The sequence below is a fragment of the Streptomyces sp. NPDC088194 genome (assembly GCF_040702025.1).
GTDB lineage: Bacteria > Actinomycetota > Actinomycetes > Streptomycetales > Streptomycetaceae > Actinacidiphila.
In genome coordinates this window covers 11,410-30,966 of record NZ_JBFBIV010000095.1, presented here as the reverse complement: position 1 = coordinate 30,966, position 19,557 = coordinate 11,410, and the positions used below count along the sequence as shown (strand labels likewise).

The following is a 19,557-nucleotide window of genomic DNA, read 5'->3' as shown; positions in this document are numbered from 1 at the left end:
CGGGGCCGCCCGCATGTTCCGGGCCTGCCCGCGCGTTCCGGGCCTGCCCGCATGTTCCGGGTACGCCCGCGCGTTCCGGGGCCGTGGAGAATGCGGGGCATGCTGAGAATCGGTTCGGTGGTGATGGGCGTCGGCGACGTGGCGCGGGCGTCGGCGTTCTGGATGCGAGCGCTGGACTACGTGCCGCGGGAGGAGCCGGAGGACGACTGGGTCGTGCTGGTACCCGCCGCCGGGAGTGGGCCGCAGCTGTCGCTGGGGCTGAGCGAGACCCCGGTGCAGGAGTACCCCCGGGTGCACCTGGACCTGTACGCGGGGGACGCGGCCGACCAGGCCGCGGAGGTGGAGCGGCTGCTGGCGCTGGGCGCGCGGCGGGTGGACTGGCACGACTATCCCGAGGACGCCGACTTCGTGGTGCTCGCGGACACCGAGGGAAACCGCTTCTGCGTGATCGACACCGGCCAGGGCTGAGGCGCGATCACGCCGGCTGACGGCCGCCGGCTCCTACCCGTCGCGGAGTCGGGCGCGGTCGGCGGCGGTACGGCCGTGCCGCCAGCCGTCCGGGTCGCGGCCCTTGAGCCGGGTGGCGGTGGTCCGGGGGAACAGGCGCCGCGTGGTGTCGCGCACGGCGAGGTCGCGGGCGGCCAGGGCCGGCAGCAGTGCGGGACCGGCCTCGCGGGCGGCCTCGGCGACCTCGGCGTCGGTGGCGGCGGTGAGGCGTTCCCTGACCCGGGCGGCGTACGCGATCAGGAAGGACTCGCGGAAGTCGCGGGAGCGGGAGGAGCGGCCGCGGTGCAGGGCGCGGTCGGCCTGCACCAGGAGCGAGGTGAACATCACCTCGACCGCTTCCAGGTCCGCGGGGTGCCCGACGACCGTGGCGAAGCCGAATTCCGAGGACCAGACGGACTCGCAGCGGTTGGCGGCGGCCACCGCGTCCAGGAGGAGCGCTTTCGCGCCTTCGTAGGGACGGTCCACGCCGATCCTGCGGGCGGCGGGTGCGTCGGGGCCGCCGCCGTGCGCGGCGGCCAGCGCGGCCGCGTCGATGCTGTGCCGGGCCATCAGGTGCTGGGCCTTCGCCGACAGCGCTTCGGCCTCCTCCGGGAAACCGGTGGACTCCGCTTTCGCCAGCAGGGCGCGGATACGGGCGAGGGCCTTGCCGCCGGGCCCTCCCCCCGGGTGGGGCGGCGGGGGGACGGTCAGGGCGGTGATCGGGGGGAGGGTGGCGTACAGGCGCAGCAGTTCGACGACGAGGAGGGCCGCCGAGAAGCGGTCCAGCCGTTCCCCGGCGACGAACTCGGCGATCCGCTGCCGCGGCCCGGGCCGCGCCGCGAGGGCCTCGGCCAGCCGGTGGTGGTCGGCGCCCAGCTCCCGCCCGGCCATCCGTACCAGGTCCGCGTCCTGCCACCCCCGCGCCGCCGCTTCACGTAGGACCCGCGCGTACGCTTCGGCCGCGACGGCCGCCCACTGCTCCCCCGCCCCCGCGAGCTGCGAAGCCGCGACCTCCGCTTCCCCCGTACCGAGCCACTCCATCCCCCCATCCTGCCGCACCGCCCGCCGCGGGCCGGCCGCCCACAGGTTCGGGCCGGCGGCCGGGCCGGCGGGGCATCGCCCGTCAGACGTCCTGGCAGTTCGCGTGGGCACCTTGGGGGCTGCCGTCCGCGTACTTCCAGCCCGTCACGGCGTAGCAGTCCGCGATGTGGCTGCCGGTCCAGTAGTAGAAGCTGGTGGAGGCGTCGAAGATCTCCTCATCGGGCTGCTCGACCGATACCGAGCCCGCGTCCCAGTACAAGTCCCCGCTGGGCAGGACGCTGTTCTTCAGCCGCGGTCCGCTGGGCACCCGGTCGGCGATCTGAATCCAGTTGTCCGTGTACGGGTCGGTCGAGGTGACCTCGCTCGACGCCTTCGAGCTGTCGAAGTGAAGCTCCGCGTAGGCGGTCTTGTTGCACTGGTCGAACCCCTGGTAGAACACGCCGATGTGCTGGTTGTCGGCGACCAGGTTCAAGACCGTGCCGACCGACCGCAGGCAGTCGGTGGCGCTCGCCGATCCGGCCGCCAGCACCGGCAGCGAGCATCCGGCCAGCACGGCGGTGGCGGTCAGGGCGAGGACTTTGGAACGCTTCTGCGTCGTCTTCATCGCTCCTCCTGGAGCATGGCAGCGGTCCGCCACCGGCACGAACCCGGGGCGTGGCCTGCTGGTCAGGTGGTCAGGTGCGGTCGGGTCGCTTCCTCAGCCCTCGCCATCGAGCGTCGCGCCGGGGTGGCGCGGTGGTGTCGGGCCCTTCTGCGGCGACCGTATGGACACTCGTCCGCCGGCCGTCCTAGATTCGTCCTAGTGCCAGGTCGGACGGGGGTTCGGCGCTGATCGTGAAGTGCCGGGGGGGACATGAGATTCGGCGTGCTGGGTCCGTTACACGCCCAGATCACCGGGCGCGAGGTCCGACTCGACGGACCGCGGCAGGCCAAGATGCTGGCCGCGCTTCTGATCGACGCGAACGACCTCGTCGCCATGGAGCGGCTCGTTGCCGTGATGTGGGACGAGAAGGTGCCCGCCACCGCGGTCCGCCAGGTCCAGGACGCCCTGTCCGGGCTGCGCCGCAACCTCGCCGCGTGCGGAGCGCCCCGCTCCCTGATCAGCACGCGGCGCGGCGGCTACCAGATCCACCTGGACCCGGACCAGCTCGACCTCCTGGAGTTCGACCACGAGCGGAACCTCGCCCCGCGGTACGGCGCTCCGATCGAGACGGCCGCCGGGCTGCGGCGCGCGCTGGCCTGCTGGCGCGGCAACGCCCTGACCGGCATCGCGAGCCGGGTCCTCCAGTCGGACGCGGCCCGCCTGAACGAGAAGCGCGCGGCCACGCACAAACGGTGTCTGGGTGTCGAACTCGACCTGGGGCGGCATCGTGAGGTCATCGAGGAACTGGCCGCACTGCTGCGCGAGCACCGCTATGACGAGCAGGTCGCCGAACACCTGATGGTCGCCCTCTACCGGAGCCGGCGCCAGGGCGAAGCGCTGGAGGTGTACGAGCGGCTGCGCCGGACGCTCGCGGACGAACTCGGCGTCGACCCCTCCCCGCCGCTCCAGGCGCTGCACCGGCGCATCCTCGTGGCCGATCCCGCCCTGGCGGCCGCTGTCCCGGCGAGCGGTCCCCCGGACGACCGGCCGGAGGAGCCCGGCGCCGCCGCCACCGGACCGGTCATGGCGATGCCGGTGCGCCAGCTTCCGCTCGACCTGCCCGACTTCGTGGGACGGGCCGACGCGCTGGCAGAGGTGGCCCGGTTACTCGGCGGGTCGGCGCCGGACCGGTCCCCTGTGGCCGTCGTCGTGGGCGGTCCCGGTGTCGGCAAGTCCTGCCTGGCGACGCACGCCGCACGGCTGGCGAGCGCCTCCTTTCCCGACGGGCAGCTGTACCTCGACCTCGCCGGGACATCGGACGAGCCGCGCGACCCGGCACTGATGCTGGCCGAGGCGCTGCGCGCGTTGGGGGTCACCGGCAGCGCGATCCCGAACGGGGTGTCCGAACGGGCCGCGCTCTTCCGCTCGTTGCTGGCGGGCCACCGGATGCTCGTGGTGCTGGACGACGCCGGGCACGCCGACCAGGTGCTGCCGCTGCTGCCGGGGGCCGACGGCTGTGCCGTGCTGATCACCAGCCGCACCCTGTTGACGCACCTTCCCGGCGCCCGGCACGTCGACCTGGACGTGCTGAGCCCGGCGGAGGCCCGGGAGCTGTTCACCGGCATCGTCGGGCGGCGGCGGATCGAGCGGGAACCGGCGGAGGCCGACGCGATACTCGACTGCTGCGGCAACCTGCCGCTGGCGATCCGGATCGCCGGTGCCAAGCTCGCCGGCCGCCCGGCCTGGTCGCTGCGGGTGTTGCGGGAACGGATCGAGGACGAGTCCCGGCGGCTGGCCGAGCTGAGGATCGGGGACCTCAGCGTGCGGGCCAGCGTCGAACTGAGCTTGCGGCTGCTGCCCGCCGACGCGGTGCGCGCGCTGAGCCTGCTGGGTCTGCTCGGCGCCCAGACCCTGCCCGGCTGGGTGGTCGGCCCGCTGCTGGACCGCCCGGACGCCGACGAGGTGCTGGACGCCCTCGTCGACGCCAGCCTGGTGCGGCTCACCACCACCGACGCCCTCGGCCAGCCGCGCTACCGGTTGCACGACCTGATCAGGACCTGTGCCGTGGAGGCGGCCACCCGGTTGCCGGCGGCGGACAAGCGCGACGCGATGGTCCGGGTGCTGTCCACCTGGCTCGACCTGGCCGGGCGCGGCACCGCCCGGCTGCCGGCCGGGCTGCTGGTCGGCGAGCCCGGTTCCGCGCCGCGCCGGTCGCTGCCCGACGCGGTCGTGGCCCGGTTGACGGCCGACCCGGTCGGCTGGTTCGACGCCGAACGCGCCACCCTGCTCGGCGCGGTGAAACTGGCCGTGGACTGGAAACTGGACGAGCTGGCCTGGGAACTGACCGCCGGCACGGTGACCTACTACGACCACCGGTGCCTGTACCAGGACTGGGAGCACGGGCACCGGCTCGCCCTGGGCGCGGCCGAGACCTCCGGCAACGCACGCGGCGCATCGGTGCTGCTGCGCGGCCTTGGCCAACTGCACATCTATCAGGACGACTTCGACGAGGCGACCGGTGCCCTGGAGTCCTCCGTCAGGCTGTGCAAGGACGGCGGCGACAGGCGCGGCGAGGCACTGTCGCTGGCCATGCTGAGCACGATCAGCCGGGTGCGGGGCCGTTACGGCGAAGGCGCCGACCGTGTCGAGCACGCGCTGGCCATCGCGGTCAGTGAGGGCGACCGGCACCTCGAAGCGCAGCTGTCCGGATCGATGGCCGTGATGCGGCTCATGCACGGTGACCTCGACGAGGCCGAGTCCTGGTTCGGCCGGGCCCTGCGCCAGGCCAGGGCGCTCGACGACGGGCACCGGGTCGCGGTCGTGCTGCGGCGGTTCAGCCGGCTGCACGACCGGCGTGGCGATCCGGACGAGGCGCTGCGCTGCCTGCGGCAGGCGCTGGCCACCTTCGAGGACATGGCCGACGAGCGATGCGCCGCGTACACGCTGCTGGAAGTCGGCCGCGTGTACGCCGGCCGGCACGACCGGGACCGGGCGGGCCCGGCGCTGGAACGCGCGGCCGAACTCTTCCACCGGCACGGCGACCGCCACGACGAAGCCGCCTGCTGGCAACTGATCGGCGACCTGGACGCCGCCGCCGGCGCCCACGACCTCGCACGCCGGCACCAGGAACGGGCGCTGCGGTTGTGGCAGACCATCGGTGACATGCGCCGGGCGAAGGCCCCGGCGCCACCGTCGTCACCGTGACGTGAGCGACGTCACGCCCCCGAGGGTCCGCGGGGTGACGCCGCCTCGGGCCCGCGGCCTCGGGCCTTGCCGCAGCCGCGGCAGCGCGTGGCCGCAGGCGCGGGCCGGGGTGCGGCGGGCCGTAGACGGGCCGGGGCGCGGCTGTCCGGAGCCGGGTTCGACGCCCCTGACCGTAGACGCACCCGGCGTGCGACTGGCCGGAGCCGGGCTCGGCGCCCCTGACCGTAGGCGGGACGGGGCGCCCCTGGCCGTAGGCGGGACGGGGCGCTCCTGTCCGGAGCCGGGCTCGGCGCCCCTGACCGTAGACGCACCCGGCGTGCGACTGGCCGGAGGCAAGTTCGACGCCCCTGGCGGCAGGCAGGCCGGGGCGCGGCGGGCCGTAGGCGGGTTCGACGCCCCTGGCCGGAGGCGGGCCGGGGGCGCCCGGGGGGAATCGGCCGGGTTTCTCCGTAGGAGGTCAGCGGGGCTCGCCCTGGGCCACCTCGATGTTGCCGTGGAGTTCGTAGGCGGCGTGGAGGGCGCAGCCGGCGGAGAGCGCGAGGGCGCCGGCGAGAAGAGCGGCGACCGCGCGGGGCGCACGGGCGGCCCGGGGGGAGAGGAGCGCGGAGACCCGCCGGGGCACGGGCCCGGTGGTGGCGGAGAGGGCGGCGTAGGGCCGCGGCAGGGCCCGCCCGGCAAGGGCCGCGTGCCCGATCGCGAGAGCGGCGACCCGACGGTCCCCGACGGCCTCGGCGGCGGCCTCGTCCGCGGCCCGCTCCAGCGCGTAGGACAGCGGCACCCGCAACAGCCGGAGCGCGGGATGGCAGGCGCAGGCGAGCGCGAGTACCGCGAGGAAGAGGTGGTGCCGCCCGGCGAGGTGGGCCCGCTCGTGGGCGAGGAGCGCCTCCCGCTCGGCCGGGTCGAGGGCCCGCAGCATCCCCGAGGTGACGACGATCCGCCCGGGCTGCCCGAACCGCCCGGGAAGGGCGTACGCGTCGGGCCGCGGGTCACTGAGCACCGTGAGGTCGCCCGCGGCCGTACCGGAGTCGTCCGCGCCGCGCCGGGCGCGGTCCGCGAGCAGGACGTGGCGCCGTACCGCCCGGACGAGCGCCACCGCGACGACGGCGAGCAGCCCGGCGGCCACGCAGGCGGCCGGCACGGTGACCTGGTCGCCGACCACGGGCAGCACGAGGTGGCCGAGCGCGGCCACCGGCGGCAGCCGCAGCGCGCCCGCCCCGGCGAGCAGCCCGAGCGCGGCGGTGCTGCACATCGCGAGCAGGGCCGCGGACACGGCCAGCAGCCACGCGGCGGTGCGCGGCGGCAGCGCGTCGGCGAGCCGGCGGGCGGCGGGCGCGGCGAGCAGCGGCAGCAGCAGGGGCAGCCAGACGGAGAAGTTCACCGGACCTCCTCGTCCCCCATGTGATCCCCCGCGTGGTAGCCGTTTCCGTGGACGCTTTCGCGACCGTTTCCGGTTCCAGCTCCGGTTCCGGTTCCGGTTCCGTGGCCGTCCCCGGCCGCGGCGGGCGCCTCGCCGGCCTGCGCCAGCAGCTCGCGCAGCACCTTCTCGTCGTCGGGCCCGAGCCCGGAGACGAACCGGGCCAGTACGGTGCCTCGGTCGTCGCTCGCGGACTTGTCCAGCTCGCTGCGCATCCGGCGGGCGGCGAGCCCCGGGGAGTCCTGGACCGGCAGGTAGGCGTAGCCGCGGCCGGAGCGGGCGCGGCTGACGGAGCCCTTCTCGTACAGCCGGGCCAGGATCGTGGTGACGGTGGTGCGCGCCAGGGCGGTGCCGAGTTCGCGCTGCACGTCAGCGGGGGTGAGCGGGCGGCCGCCGGCCGCCCACAGCGCGGCCAGGACGCTCGCCTCCAGCTCGCCCGACGGGCGGCGGCCCGCGCTCGGCTCCGGCATGGCTCGATCGCCCCTTCCGCCTCATTCGTCTACAGTGCTGTAGACCGTCTACATCACTGTAGTCGGTAGGGGTCGCCGCAGGCGCCCCCTGAACCATTATGGGAGGGCTCCACCGCCATGCCTCTGCCCGTGCCCGTACTCGTCGCCCATGCGGCGGCCGAACCGGCCGCGCACCTCGCCTTGAACCCGCTCAGCGCCAACTCCGTGCTCGCCTCTTTCGGCGCCCTCGGCATCGCGGTCGTGCTCTTCGCCGAAACCGGCCTGCTGGTCGGCTTCTTCCTGCCCGGCGACTCCCTGCTCTTCACCGCGGGGCTGCTGTGCGCGCCGGGCGCCTCGGGCGCGGTGCACCTCACGCTCTGGCAGGTGCTGATCGCCGCGCTCGCCGGTGCGCTGCTGGGCGCCCAAACGGGTTACGTGCTCGGCCGCAGAGCCGGTCCCGCGCTGCTGGCCAGGTCCCGGGGCCGGCGGCTGCACGAGGGCGCGGCGCGCGCGACCGACCTGCTCGCCCGGTACGGACACGCCAGGGCCGTGGTGCTGGCCCGTTTCGTCCCGGTGGTGCGCACCGTGCTCAACCCGCTGGCCGGGGCGCTGGCGGTGCCCGTCCGCACCTTCACGCTGTGGCAGGCGGTCGGCGGCGCGGTCTGGACGGTCGGGCTCGTGCTGGCCGGCTACGGGCTCGGCTCGTCCGTGCCGAACGTCGATCACTATCTGCTGCCGATCGTCGCGGTCGCGGTCGTCGTGTCGCTGGTGCCGCTCGCGGTGGAACTGCGGCGCGGGCGGCGTGAGCGGGCGCGCGGGCGCCACGCCGTCGTCCCTCCGGAGGGGTCATGAACGCCGGGTTCGACGCGGGCCTCTACCGCTGGGTCGTGCGTCTCTCGCAGCACACGCCCGGTCCGCTCGACAGCGTGGTGCGGCTCTTCAGCGATTACGGGGTGGGCGTGTTCGCGGTCCTCATGCTCTGGGCGTGGTGGCGGGCGCGGGGTGGGGGCGACCGGGCGCGGATGGCAGCGGTGCTGGCGGTGCCGGTGGTCGTGGTCCTCGCCTTCCTTGCGAACGACATCGTCAAGTCGATCTTCACCGAGCAACGGCCTTGCCAGACGCTGCATGTCGCTCCCACGGTCGAGGCGTGCCCTGCTCTCGGGGACTGGTCCTTCCCCAGCAATCATTCGGCGATCGCGGCGGCTTCGGCGGTGGCCCTTCTTCTCGCCGACCGGCGACTCGGGCGGATCGCGGTCCCGTTCGCCCTTCTTCTCGGGGCGTCCCGGGTGTGGATCGGCGTGCACTACCCCCATGACGTCCTGGTGGGGTTCGTACTGGGCGGGGTCGTGGCGTGGCTCCTCATGCTCGCGGTCCGTCGACTCGGTGTACGGCTCCCCACCGTCGGGGTTCCGATCCGTCCCCGCGGGCCCCTGCGGGGTGGCCGCCCCTGACCCCCCCGGGTGCCCCCGTCCTGTCGGCCCAGGGACCACCCGCCGGTGGTGGGCGGTCGCGCCCCCCTGCGGGGTGGCTGCCTCGTCCTCCTCTGACGGCCGGCTCTGGCTTGTCGCGCAGTTCCCCGCGCCCCTGGGGGTGCTCGCCCGCCGTTCCACAGTGCCCCGGCACCGTGGCTGGTCGCGCAGTTCCCCGCGCCCCTGGGGGTGGTTGTTCGCCGTTCCACGGTGCCGCTGCACTGTGGCTGGTGGCGCAGTTCCCCGCGCCCCTGGGTATGTGCGGCTGCTCCGCAGCGCGCAGGCACCCGTACCGGGCAGGGGGGAACGGACACCCGACAACGGCGAGCAACCCCCAACAGGGGCGCGGGGAACTGCGCGACAAGCCCACCACGCACCGCAAGGTGAACGACCAACCGGAAGGGGCACCCACCCAGGGGCGCGGGGAACTGCGCGACCAGCCACCCACCGGCCCGCGGACGAGGACGAGGCGGCCACCCCGCAGGGGGGCGCGGGGAACTGCGCGACCAGCCACCCACCGGCCCGCGGACGAGGACGAGGCAGCCACCCCGCAGGGGGGCGCGGGGAACTGCGCGACCAGCCACCCACCGGCCCGCGGACGAGGGCGAGGCGGCCACCCCGCAGGGGCACGCAGGGGGGGTCAGGGGGAGGGGTAGGGGGATTTGAGGTGGGTCCAGCGGGCGGATTGGGTGGGGGTGAGGGTGCCTCGGAGGGCTGCCAGTTTGAGGAGAGCCGCTTCGGCGCCGTGCGCGAGGGTCTGGGCCTCGGCCCGGTAGTGGTCGGTGACGGCGGCGTCGAGCTCCGCGGAGTTCATGGTCGCGGTGATCCTCCCGGCGAGCCGGTTCATGTTGCGGTAGGACCCCTGTAGGAGGAACGGCGGCTCGGTGCGGGACGCGTCGTCCCGCCCCGCGGAGTCGATGTACGCCGCGTTGACGGTGAGCAGGACGTCCCGAGCCCGCAGCAAGTGCCGCAGCACCGCGAGGATCTCCGCCCGCTCGGCATCGGAGTAGGGGTGCGCCAGGTCCGCCGCGCGGGCGGTCGGATCGTCGGCGGCGAGCCGTACCAGCAGATCGAGGTCGGCCCGGTCGCGCCCGGCCAGCGGGGCGAGCACCGGGTTCGCGGTGAGCGCGTTCTCCACGTAGCTGAAGGCGAACAGGTCCTCCCGCCCGGTCAGCACATCCCCGAGGTTCCACACGTCGGCGCGGTTGGCGAGCATGTCGGGCACCCGGAAGAGCGCTCCGGACTCGGTGTACGGGTTGCCCGCCATGCACACCGCGAACCTCTTGCCGCGCAGGTCGTACGCACCCGCCGGGCCCTCGATCCGGCGCTGCGCGTCGCACAGCGGGATGAACTTCTGCAGGAACTCCGCCGAGGCGTGCTGGATGTCGTCGAGGTAGAGCAGCACGTTGGAGCCCATCTCCAGGGCGAGCCGCACCTTCTCCAGCTCGCGCCGGGCGGCGGCGTCGGGGGCGCGTTCGGGGTCGAGCGAGGTGGTGCCGCTGCCGAGGGCGGGCCCGGAGACGCCGACCAGTGCCAGGCCGAGGCTGCTCGCGACGTACTCCACCAGCGAGGTCTTGCCGTATCCGGGTGGGGACATGAGCATCAGCAGGCCGCCGGCCGGGCCGAACTGCTTGTCCAGGCTGTCGCCGACCAGCGGCAGGTACACCTCGTCCAGCAGCCGGTTGCGGACGAAGCCGGCCGGGGGGCGGGCCCGGTAGCCGTCCAGCGCGAGCCGGTCCCGCTCGGCGGCGACCACGGCCGTACGGTGCCGCTGGTACGCGCGGTACGCCGGCACCTCCTCGGCGGTGAACCTCCTTACCCGGGTGAGGAGTTCGTCCACCCGCAGGGTCATGGCGCCGTCCACGGCCCTGGGGTGCGCCGCGAGCAGCCCGCGCACCGTCACCTCGACCTCGGCGTCCACTTCGTACCGTACGGCCCCGGCGCCGCAGACCAGTCCGGCCGCGGCCTCCACCAGGTCGCCGGCGCCCGGGCCTTCGGCTACGTCCGCACTGTCGGCGCCGTCGGCTTCGCCGGCGAACGGGCCGAGCCAGGCCCGGGCGAGCTGCCAGCGCGCGCCCAGCCCGGCGTCCGACTCCCCACCCAGCGCGTCGAGATCGGCGCTGAACTCCTTGTACGGCACCGCGTCCGGGCCGCCCAGCGCTTCGGTCAGCCGGGCCACGACCGTGCGGGCGCCGGGGCCGACCGCGAAACCGGCCTGCTCGGCGGCGAGTTCGGCGACCAGGTACTCCCCCAGCAGCAAGGCGTCGGTCGCCGAGTCCGGGGCCGGGCGGACCGGTTCCGGCAGGCCGGCGGCGAGCAGGAAGTCCCGTGCGGCGGAGCCGAGTTCGGTGGCAAGAGCGTCCAGCGCCCGCCCGGCGCCGGCCCCGCCGAACGTGGTCCGCGCCCGGCTGAGCGAGCGGGCCCGCGCCGTCCACGCGGTGCGTTCGGCGGGCCGGCTGCCGTAGGTCCAGAAGAGCAGGGCGCCCGCCCGGGTGCCGGCGGAGTACCGCAACAGCCCGGCGTGCGAGGCACGTTCGGCGAGCGCCGTGAGGAGCAGCACCGCGTCGTGGTCGTGCACCCCCCGCTCATACCCTTCCGACGCGCGCTCGGCGACGGCCGCCCGTACCCTCGCGGGCACGTCGCCGGTGGCCGGGGCGCCCGAGGCGAGCTGGTCAAGCAGCAGCCCGCCGGCGAGGAACTCCGCCCGGGACAGCCGCGGGGACTCCGAGACCAGCGGCCGGGACCAGAAGGCGCGGGTGGCCGCGAAGGCGGGGTCGTCCACCGGGGCGAGGTAGTCGGTGCCGGTGAGGGTGAAGGCGAGGCCGTCGGCGTGCGGGACGAGCGCGAGGTCGAGGGGCTGGGTGTTGACCGCGAAGCGGTGCCGGCCCAGCCGGATCGCGGCGCCGCCGTCCTCGTACAGGTCGAGCCGGTCGCGCAGGGCGCCGATGGCGGCCTGGCGGGCGGCGGCGAGCGCGGAGCCGAGTTCCGCGGCCCGCGCGGGGTCGCCGAGCGTGCGCAACTCCTCGGCGATCCTGCGGTGTTCGGCGGCGAGCGGGTCCGAGGCGAAGTAGGTGTGGATCGCGTCGGCGGAGCCGAGGGTGGCCGCGCGGCGCCGGATGCCGTCCAGCAGCCGGGCCGCGCTGGCGGTCAACCGCTGGGCGCGCTGGGCGCGTTCGTCGGCGAGCGCCTGCTTGCGGGCGGCGAAGGTCCCCCGCACCTCCTCGCGGCGGGCGTCGAGCGCCGCGAGCCGTTCCTCGTCGGCGGCGAACCGGGTGGCGAGGTTCTCGATCTGCACCAGCAGGCGGCCGAGTTGCTCCTCGCACGCCTCGGGGGTGCCGGCCGCGTCGAGGGCCGCGGCGATGCTCTGGGCGAGCAGCGCGCTCTGCGCGGCGAACTCCGCGCCGGTCTCGGCGGCGAGCAACTCCCTTCTGCGTGAGGCGAGTACGGCCCTGGCGTGGTTGACCGCACCGAGCACGTCGGCGGCGGTGGCCAGGATGCGGGTGCGTACGGTCGCGTCCGTGATCTCCAGGGTGCCCGCGGTCTCGGTGACGGTGGCCAGGCCCGCCGCCTGCTCGTCGAGGGCCGCGGCCAGCGGCGCGGTGTCGGCGGCGGTGGCGGCCCGCGGGACCCGCGCGGCCACGTCGGCGACCCGCTGCCGGTAGCCGTCGAAGGCGGCCTCGTCGGCGAAGTGCGCGGCGGCGCGGGCCGCGGCCTCGGCCAGTTCCCTGGCCAGCAGCGCGTCCAGGGCGTCCAGCCGGGCCGGGTCGGCCTGCCGCATCTCCCGCAGCGTCGCCAACCGGCCCTGCGCGCCGCGTAGTTCGGTGAGGCGGGTGACCCACTCGTCCGCGGACGCGGCGGCCTCGCCGCGTACCCGGCGGCCGAGCGCGGTGATCCGCGCCTCCGCCTCGTCGGCCGCCGCGGCGGCCCGCGCGGCCGACTCCCGGACCCGGGCGTACTCGGCGAGCACCTGGCGGGCGGTGTCGCGCACCTCGGTCAGCGGTCCGGCCAGGTCCTGCGCGGCCGGGTCGGCGAGCCAGTGGTGGCGGTCCAGAACGCGCTCGGCGGCGGCGGTCAGTGCCTCGTAGACGGCCGCGGCGGGCTCGGGCTCCAGGGCGGCGCGGGCCACCGACAGCGCGTCGGAGACCGCCCGGACCAGGTCGGGGTTGCCGATCCGGGCCAGCGGGCCGTCGCCGACCGGGCGGGCGGCGGCGTAGGTGTCGGACAGGAAGGGGGTGTGCCAGCGCTGGAGGGTGTGCACGCGGCCGGGCTCGCCGCCCTCGGCGGGCCGCAGCGTGATCAGGGTGCCGTCCTCGTACAGCGCGCTGCCCTGGACGTGCAGCGGGGCGGCGGCCTCCTTGCGGATGAGGTTGTACGGCAGCAGCAGCCGGTGGCCGTCGGCGGGGGCGTGGAAGACGTACAGCACGTCCTCGCCGTTGGCCGAGCGCACCGCGCGCTCGAACTCCAGCCGGGTGGCGGCCACTTCACCGGCGGCGGGTGGCGTACCGGGGTCACCGGCGGGTTCGGTCCGGCCGGCGAGGTCGGCCAGGTCGAAGGTGCGGGTGCCGCCGGTGGCCAGGACGTAGCCGCCGGGGAAGACCACGCCCTGGTCGTCGGGCAGCCGCAGGCAGACCTGGCCGAGCGCGTCGATCCGCTCGATCTGCTCGGTGCGGGTGTTGACCGCGAAGTGCCGGTCGGCGGACTCCCGGTAGGGGCGTACCCGCAGCAGCACCAGCGGCCCGGCGCCGGCAAGCGCGACGTCGGCGTCGGCCAGCGACTGGAGGGCGTCGTCGACGGGCTCCTCGTGGATGGCGCCGCCGGTGCGCAGGGTGAGGGCGCCGCCGGTGGTGTCGAGGGTGAGGGTGCCGCCGTCGGGCGCGGTGAGCGCGATGTGCGGGCGGCGGCCGGGGACGTACGCCTCCCTGCCGACCGCGCTCCACCGCACCGTCTCCGGCGGCTCGGCGGGCTCCTCGCGAGCCGTGCCCTCGTAGGCGCAGCGGCCGTCGCGGCCGATCCGCCAGCCCAGCGCCTTCACGTCGTCGGGGCCGGCGCCGGTGCGGAAGACCGCCAGCACCCGGCCCTCCCAGACCCGCACCCGCACCACCCGGGTCTGCCGGTAGTACCGGTACAGCTCGTGGAAGTCGCGGACGAAGCCGGGGTCGTCCAGCAGCCCGGCCGGGCCGGTGTCCGGCGCGGTGGACGCGGCCGTATCGGCGCCGGCCGCACCGGCGCCCGTCCCGTCGCCGTCCAGGTCGTCGGCGCGGCGCACCCGGAACACGTCGGCGACGTCCTCGACGTCGGCCGGGTTCGCGGCGAACAGCAGGTAGGGCCCGACCGGGGCGATGTCGGCGGGCAGCGCCGGGCGGGCGGTGCGCAACCGCTCGGCGCCCGCCAGCCGCAACTCCGTGGAACCGAAGACCTCCTGCCGGGCCGCGTTGAGCGCCTCGGCCCGGCGGGCCAACTCCCTTGCCGTGCCGGACAACCGGGTGCGCAGCACCTGGTAGGCGTCGCCGGCCGGCCCGGCCGCTTCCGGTCCGGGGCCGGGGCCGGCGTCCGCCGTGGAGACCTGCTCGCTCACTTCTTCGCCAGTCCGTTCGCCTGCGCGCCGCCGGCCGCGCCCGAGGTGCCGTTCACCGCGGCCCCGGCGGCGACGGGTACCGCGGTGCCGGCGGCGTCGGACCCGGAAGCGCCCGAACCGACAGCGCCCGAACCGGTGGCGCCCGCGCCCGCGACGCCCGCCAGGGCGGTGTCGGCGATCCCCATCGCCCGTGCCTGGTCCAGCAGTTGCTGCAACCCGCCGGCCTGCGGGCTGCCGCTCGCGATCAGCCGGTTCAGCAGGCCGGCCACGCTCATACCGCCCATCCCCCCGCCGAGCGAGGACAGCACCCGGGTGGCGTCCTGCGTGAACCGCTCCGACCCGTCCAGCCAGGGCGCCGCCACCGCCTGGACCGTCTGGGAGTTGGCGACGAAGGAGTCCACCGAGCGGGCCGCGCTGACCGCGCCGAGCAGCCGGTCGAAGAAGACGTCGTCACCGCCGACGATGCTGATGTCCGCCTTCTCCAGCCCGGTGGCCAGGACGGTCGCCTGCGCCTCGGCGATCTGCCGCTGCGTGTCGAGCCCGGCCAGCCGGACGTCCTTCTCCGCGGCCAGCCGCAGCCGGTACTCCTCGTGTCCGCGCGAGGCGTCGTCGAGGGCCGCCATCGCCGCGGCCTTCTCGGTCAGCCCGGCCGCCTCTGCCTTCAGCCGCTCGCCGATCATCGCGGCGTCCGCGGTCGCCTGCGCGGCCGTACCCTCCGCCTGGGCAAGGGACTTGGCGCGGGCACCCTCGGCCTCGGCCTTGAGCCGGGCGGTGGTCGCCTCGGCCTCGGCCGCGCCGACCTTGGTGATCGCGGCCGCGCTGCGCTCGCGCACCTCGACCTCGGCCAGCCCCTGGGCCGCCGCCTCCGCGCGCAGCCCTTCGGCCAGCCGCACCTTGGCGTCCGCGTCCAGGTCCGCGGCGCGCTTGCGGGCCTCGGCCAGCGTCAGCGACTCGCGGGCCTTGTGCTGGGCGGCCTGCTCGGCGGCCTCGGCGGCCTTGATGTCCTTGACCAGCCGCTCCTGCGCCTGCGCCTCCGCGGTGATGATCAGCGCCTGCCGCTCCCGCTCGGCCTCCTGCACCATCCGCAGCTGCTTGATCGACTCCTCCTGCTCGGCGACCGTACGGTCCACCGCGATCCGCTCGCGCACCACGTCGGCGACGTCCCGGCGCTCGCCCTCGACCTCCTTCTCCTTGGAGATCCTGGCCAGTTCGGTCTCGCGCTCGCGGGCGATGACCTCCAGCACCCGGTCCTTCTCGATCCGCTCGTTCTCCACCGCGATGACCCGCTCGCGGTTCTTCTGCGCGACGGCGACCTCGCGGGCCTGGTTCTCCCGCTGCACCCCGAGTTGCTCCTCGGTGCGCAGGAACGCGCCCTGGGCGCTGAGGCGTTCCTCCTCCTGGACCTTGGCGGTGACCGCCTCCTCCTTGGCCCGCAGCGTGTCGACCTCGCGGCGCTGCTTGATCTCGGCCTCGGACTGGCGGCGTTCCAGCTCCAGGATGGTCTCCCGGGCCTCGACGTTCTGCCGGGTGATCTCCTTCTGCTCGGTGCGCTGGAACTCGTTGGTGCGCACGTGCTCGATCGCGGTCAGCTCGGTGATCTTCCGGATGCCCTGCGCGTCCAGGATGTTGGCCGGGTCGAGCTGGGTGAGCGGGGTCTGCTCCAGGAAGTCGATCGCGCAGTCCTCGAGGTGGTAGCCGTTGAGGTCGGTGCCGATCACCTGGATGATCTGGTCGCGGAAGTGCTCGCGGTGGGTGTAGAGGTCGACGAAGTCGAGTTGCTTGCCGACCGTCTTCAGCGCCTCGGAGAACTTCGCGGCGAAGAGCTTCTGCAACGTGTCCTGGTGGCTGGCGCGTTCGGTGCCGATCGCCTGCGCCACCTTGATCACGTCCTCCTTGGTCTTGTTGACCCGGACGAAGAACGTCAGATGGATGTCGGCGCGGATGTTGTCCTGGCAGATCAGGCCCTCGCGGCCGGTGCGCTGGATCTCGATGGTCTTCACCGAGATGTCCATCAACTCGGCGCTGTGCAGCACCGGGAGCACGACGGTGCCGGTGAAGGTCACGTCCACGTGCTTGGACTTGGAGACGATCAGCGCATGGCCCTGGGAGACCTTCCTGAACAGCTTCGTGACGGTGACGACCACGCCCAGGGCGATGAGCAGGAGGACGGCGACGAGCACGCCGATCCCGATGACGGTGGCATCCATGACGGACCAACCTCGATGCGGTGAAGCGGATATGAGTGGGTGTCAGATGTGCGGCGGGACATGACGCGCCGCGGACAGGACGGGACAGGTCGAGTCAGGTCAGGGACCGGGCACCCGGCGGCGGCGGTCCGGCGGCCGGGTCCTCGTAGGGTGCGGCCCAGAAGAACTCGCCCTGCGGGTCGTAGTCGTAGAGCAGCGCGCTGCTGCCGGCCGCGAGGGGGCCGCCGGTATCCTCTTCCGGCCGCCTGACCTGGACGATCGCGGTGGAGCCGTCGGGCGCGGTCACCTCGGCCTGGCCGAACCGGCTGGTGACGGTGCCGGTGCGGACGACGCAGATCCGGCCCACGAAGTCCGCGCGGGAGGGCGGCAGTTCGTACGGGAACAGGCGGCGCAGCGGCCGTACCAGGACCCAGGTGAGCAGCCAGGCGCCGACCAGCGCGGCGGCGATCAGGGCGACGTCGGCGACGGCGCGGCCGGGCCCGTGCAGCCCGGCGCCGTTCAGGGCGGCCGAGCCGGCCAGGCTCAGGAACCAGCCGAGCGCGATGAGCAGCGAGAACACCACGGTGACGGGTACGCCGTCGAGTCCTGCGGCGGCCAGCAGGCCGGAGTCGGCCGAGTGGTCGCCGTCGTCGTGGGCGCCGCCGTGGGCGCCGCCGTGGGCGCCGCCGCCCGCGTGGCCGTGGCCCGTGTGGCCGTGGCCCGCGAGCCCGTCGCCGGAGGCCGGGGCCGCTCCATGGGACCCCCCGTGTCCCATGGAGTGGCCGCCGTCGGCGCCGTGGTGGCCCGGGCCGTGCGAGTCGGCAGCGCCGACCAGCACCAGGCCCCAGAAGCCGACCACGACCACCAGCGCCCCCCCGAACAGGACGGTCGGAAAGCCGAGGCACACATCGACGAACTCCCCCATGCCGGGTGCGCCTCCCCCCTCTGCCGTTCCGTCCTGCCGGACAGATCGTGGCAGCGCGCGGGCGGGTACGGCATTTCCGCATCCCGGCAGACTTGGCGGCCTTCAGATGTCCTGGTCCACCTGCAACCGAAACGCGACGGCCGTCGTAGGCGCCGGATCAAGCGCCCACAACGGCCGTCGTCAGAAGGTGGAACCTGGGTGGAACGAGGGTGAATCGGGGTGGACCAAGGATGGATCGAGGGTGGATCGAGGGTGGTCCGGCGGCGGGCCCGGTGGTGAAGTGGGCCCGGTTCAGCGGCTGTTGCCCGGAACGATCAGCAACGGCCGGCCGGATCAGGGGTGCCTCAGGCCTCGACCTTCGCGGCCTCGATCTCCAGGGCGATCCGGATCTTGTCGCCGACCGCGGCACCGGCGGCGCCGCCGGTCACCCCGAAGTCGCCACGGCTGATCTCGGTGGCCGCGGAGAAACCGGCGACCGCGTTGCCGTCGAAGCCGGCGCCGAAACCGTTCAGCTCCAGGGCGAGGGTGACGGGCTTGGTCACACCGCGCAGCGTCAGGTTGCCGTCGACCTCGAAGACCTCGGAGGACTTGGCCCGGATGCCGGTGGTGGTGAACGTCAGCTCGGGGAACTGCTCGACGTGGAGGAAGTCCTCGCCGCGCACGTGGGCGTCGCGGCCCTCGTTGTTGGTGCTCACCGAGTCCGTCCTGATCACGGCCTCGACCGTGGACTCCAGCGGGTTCTCGGCGGTGACGATGGTGCCCTCGAAGGCCGCGAAGTGACCGCGGACCTTCGAGACACCGAGGTGGCGGACGTAGAACGACACGTCCGAGTGCACAGTGTCGATCTTCCAGGTGCCGGCGACGTAGCCGTCGATCACTTCGGTCTGCGTGCTCATGGGGAGGGCTCCTCGAAACGGAACTGGGATGTATGCGAGATCATTGAGCTTTCACTGACCATACTGCTCTGGTGTTGAAAGTTCAACCACACGTATGCTGGATCGTATGGACGACGTGCGCTGGCTGACCGAAGAGGAGCAGGAGGTCTGGCGGGCCTACATGACGTCGAGCGTGGAGTTCTCCGCGTATGTCGATCGTCAGTTGCGCCGGGACTCCGGCATGCCCATGGCCTACTACGAGATTCTGGTCCGGCTCTCGGAGTCGCCGGGGCGGTGCCTTCGGATGAGCGAGCTGGCGGACGCGTCTCTCTCCTCGCGCAGCCGTCTCTCGCATGCTGTCTCCGCGCTGGAGAAGAACGGCTGGGTGCGTCGGCGCCCGGCTGACGGGGACCGCCGCGGGTGGGTCTGCGAGCTGACTCCAGCCGGCTTCGACGCCCTCGCCGCTGCCGCGCCCGGGCATGTCACCGCGGTGCGCGAGCACCTCTTCGACGTCCTCACGCCCGAGCAGCTCGATGCTCTGCGCGGGATCGGGCGCGCGATCAGTGCGGGGTTGCGCACGGAGTGCGATTCCGTGCGGGAGGAGGAGGCCGAGGCGGAAGCGGAAGCGGAAGCGTGCGAAGCCGCTGGCCGCGGCGGGGCTGGCCCGGACGGCTGCCCGGGCTGAGCCAGCCCCGGTGGGTGCCTGCCCTTTCCGGTCGTCGTCCACCTTGCGGTGCGCTACGCCTGGTCGCCCCTTCGGCTCCCCCCTGCGGGGTGGCTGCCTCGCCCTCGTCCGCGGGCCGGTGGGTGGTTGCTCGCGCAGTTCCCCGCGCCCCTGGGTGGGTGCCCCTTCCGGTCGGTCGTTCACCTTGCGGTGCGTGGGTGGCTTGTCGCGCAGTTCCCCGCGCCCCTGTTGGGGGTTGCTCGCCGTTGTCGGGTGTCCGTTCCCCCTTGCCCGGTACGGGTGCCTGTGCGCTGCGGAGCAGCCGCACATACCCAGGGGCGCGGGGAACTGCGCGACCAGCCACGGTGCCGGGGCACTGTGGGACGGCGGGCAAGCACCCCCAGGGGCGCGGGGAACTGCGCCACCAGCCACAGTGCAGCAACACCCTGGGACGGCGAACAACCACCCCCAGGGGCGCGGGGAACTGCGCCACCAGCCACAGTGCAGCAACACCGTGAGACGGCGAACAACCACCCCCAGGGGCGCGGGGAACTGCGCCACCAGCCACAGTGCAGCAACACCGTGGAACGACGAACAACCACCCCCAGGGGCGCGGGGAACTGCGCCACCAGCCACAGTGCAGCAACACCGTGGAACGACGAACAACCACCCCCAGGGGCGCGGGG

At 74.3% G+C, this 19,557-nt stretch carries 12 protein-coding genes and 1 pseudogene; 5 read left to right on the top strand and 8 right to left on the bottom strand.

Features of this window, described 5'->3' with window-relative positions; all coding sequences use genetic code 11:
- Positions 1-99: 99 nt before the first annotated feature.
- Complete coding sequence (locus AB0399_RS33880) at positions 100-468, top strand: VOC family protein (protein ID WP_329368080.1); 369 nt, start codon at positions 100-102, stop codon at positions 466-468.
- A gap of 33 nt (positions 469-501) precedes the next feature.
- On the opposite strand, the gene AB0399_RS33875 is transcribed toward AB0399_RS33880, so the two are convergent.
- A complete protein-coding gene (locus tag AB0399_RS33875; RefSeq protein WP_366413896.1) occupies positions 502-1,527 on the bottom strand; it encodes a DUF2786 domain-containing protein in 1,026 nt (341 codons plus the stop codon).
- A gap of 82 nt (positions 1,528-1,609) precedes the next feature.
- Complete coding sequence (locus AB0399_RS33870; protein ID WP_329368076.1) at positions 1,610-2,131, bottom strand: hypothetical protein; 522 nt, start codon at positions 2,129-2,131, stop codon at positions 1,610-1,612.
- Between the two features lie 261 nt (positions 2,132-2,392).
- Between AB0399_RS33870 and AB0399_RS33865 the strand changes: the two genes are divergently transcribed.
- Positions 2,393-5,314, top strand: coding sequence for a BTAD domain-containing putative transcriptional regulator (locus tag AB0399_RS33865; protein WP_366413895.1), 2,922 nt, complete (start codon positions 2,393-2,395; stop codon positions 5,312-5,314).
- 457 nt (positions 5,315-5,771) lie between these two features.
- Here AB0399_RS33865 and AB0399_RS33860 read toward each other — a convergent pair whose 3' ends face one another.
- The gene (locus AB0399_RS33860) at positions 5,772-6,692 is read right to left on the bottom strand and encodes a M56 family metallopeptidase (RefSeq protein ID WP_329368072.1); all 921 of its coding nucleotides are present in this window, start codon (positions 6,690-6,692) and stop codon (positions 5,772-5,774) included.
- Positions 6,693-6,829: 137 nt separating this feature from the next.
- Positions 6,830-7,198, bottom strand: a pseudogene (locus tag AB0399_RS33855) (BlaI/MecI/CopY family transcriptional regulator); the annotation flags it as partial.
- Between the two features lie 117 nt (positions 7,199-7,315).
- Here AB0399_RS33855 and AB0399_RS33850 point away from each other — a divergent pair.
- Positions 7,316-8,029: a DedA family protein gene (locus AB0399_RS33850; protein ID WP_366413894.1), complete on the top strand. Its 714-nt coding sequence runs from the start codon at positions 7,316-7,318 to the stop codon at positions 8,027-8,029.
- On the top strand, positions 8,026-8,628 hold the full coding sequence (locus AB0399_RS33845; RefSeq protein ID WP_366413893.1) for a phosphatase PAP2 family protein: 603 nt from the start codon (positions 8,026-8,028) through the stop codon (positions 8,626-8,628). Before AB0399_RS33850 ends, AB0399_RS33845 begins: the two co-directional genes overlap by 4 nt.
- A 658-nt stretch (positions 8,629-9,286) precedes the next feature.
- Here the strand turns inward: AB0399_RS33845 and AB0399_RS33840 are convergent.
- The 4 genes from AB0399_RS33840 to AB0399_RS33825 all read right to left on the bottom strand — a co-directional run bounded on the left by AB0399_RS33840 (position 9,287) and on the right by AB0399_RS33825 (position 18,228).
- A complete protein-coding gene (locus tag AB0399_RS33840; RefSeq protein WP_366413892.1) occupies positions 9,287-14,221 on the bottom strand; it encodes a DNA repair ATPase in 4,935 nt (1,644 codons plus the stop codon).
- Positions 14,218-16,428, bottom strand: a complete 2,211-nt coding sequence (locus tag AB0399_RS33835) for a flotillin family protein (protein WP_366413891.1) — start codon at positions 16,426-16,428, stop codon at positions 14,218-14,220. Before AB0399_RS33835 ends, AB0399_RS33840 begins: the two co-directional genes overlap by 4 nt.
- A gap of 94 nt (positions 16,429-16,522) precedes the next feature.
- Positions 16,523-17,332, bottom strand: coding sequence for a hypothetical protein (locus tag AB0399_RS33830; protein WP_366413890.1), 810 nt, complete (start codon positions 17,330-17,332; stop codon positions 16,523-16,525).
- A 344-nt stretch (positions 17,333-17,676) separates the two neighbouring features.
- The gene (locus tag AB0399_RS33825) at positions 17,677-18,228 is read right to left on the bottom strand and encodes a YceI family protein (RefSeq protein WP_329368057.1); all 552 of its coding nucleotides are present in this window, start codon (positions 18,226-18,228) and stop codon (positions 17,677-17,679) included.
- A 106-nt stretch (positions 18,229-18,334) separates the two neighbouring features.
- Between AB0399_RS33825 and AB0399_RS33820 the strand changes: the two genes are divergently transcribed.
- Positions 18,335-18,892, top strand: coding sequence for a MarR family transcriptional regulator (locus AB0399_RS33820; protein WP_366413889.1), 558 nt, complete (start codon positions 18,335-18,337; stop codon positions 18,890-18,892).
- Positions 18,893-19,557: the final 665 nt, after the last annotated feature.

Bases quoted from the DNA above. Each gene is read 5' to 3' on its own strand.
- AB0399_RS33825 (WP_329368057.1), bottom strand. From the start codon at position 18,228: ATGAGCACGCAGACCGAAGTGATCGACGGCTACGTCGCCGGCACCTGG.
- AB0399_RS33875 (WP_366413896.1), bottom strand. From the start codon at position 1,527: ATGGAGTGGCTCGGTACGGGGGAAGCGGAGGTCGCGGCTTCGCAGCTC.
- AB0399_RS33835 (WP_366413891.1), bottom strand. From the start codon at position 16,428: ATGGATGCCACCGTCATCGGGATCGGCGTGCTCGTCGCCGTCCTCCTG.
- AB0399_RS33880 (WP_329368080.1), top strand. From the start codon at position 100: ATGCTGAGAATCGGTTCGGTGGTGATGGGCGTCGGCGACGTGGCGCGG.
- AB0399_RS33820 (WP_366413889.1), top strand. From the start codon at position 18,335: ATGGACGACGTGCGCTGGCTGACCGAAGAGGAGCAGGAGGTCTGGCGG.
- AB0399_RS33845 (WP_366413893.1), top strand. From the start codon at position 8,026: ATGAACGCCGGGTTCGACGCGGGCCTCTACCGCTGGGTCGTGCGTCTC.
- AB0399_RS33850 (WP_366413894.1), top strand. From the start codon at position 7,316: ATGCCTCTGCCCGTGCCCGTACTCGTCGCCCATGCGGCGGCCGAACCG.
- AB0399_RS33870 (WP_329368076.1), bottom strand. From the start codon at position 2,131: ATGAAGACGACGCAGAAGCGTTCCAAAGTCCTCGCCCTGACCGCCACC.
- AB0399_RS33830 (WP_366413890.1), bottom strand. From the start codon at position 17,332: ATGGGGGAGTTCGTCGATGTGTGCCTCGGCTTTCCGACCGTCCTGTTC.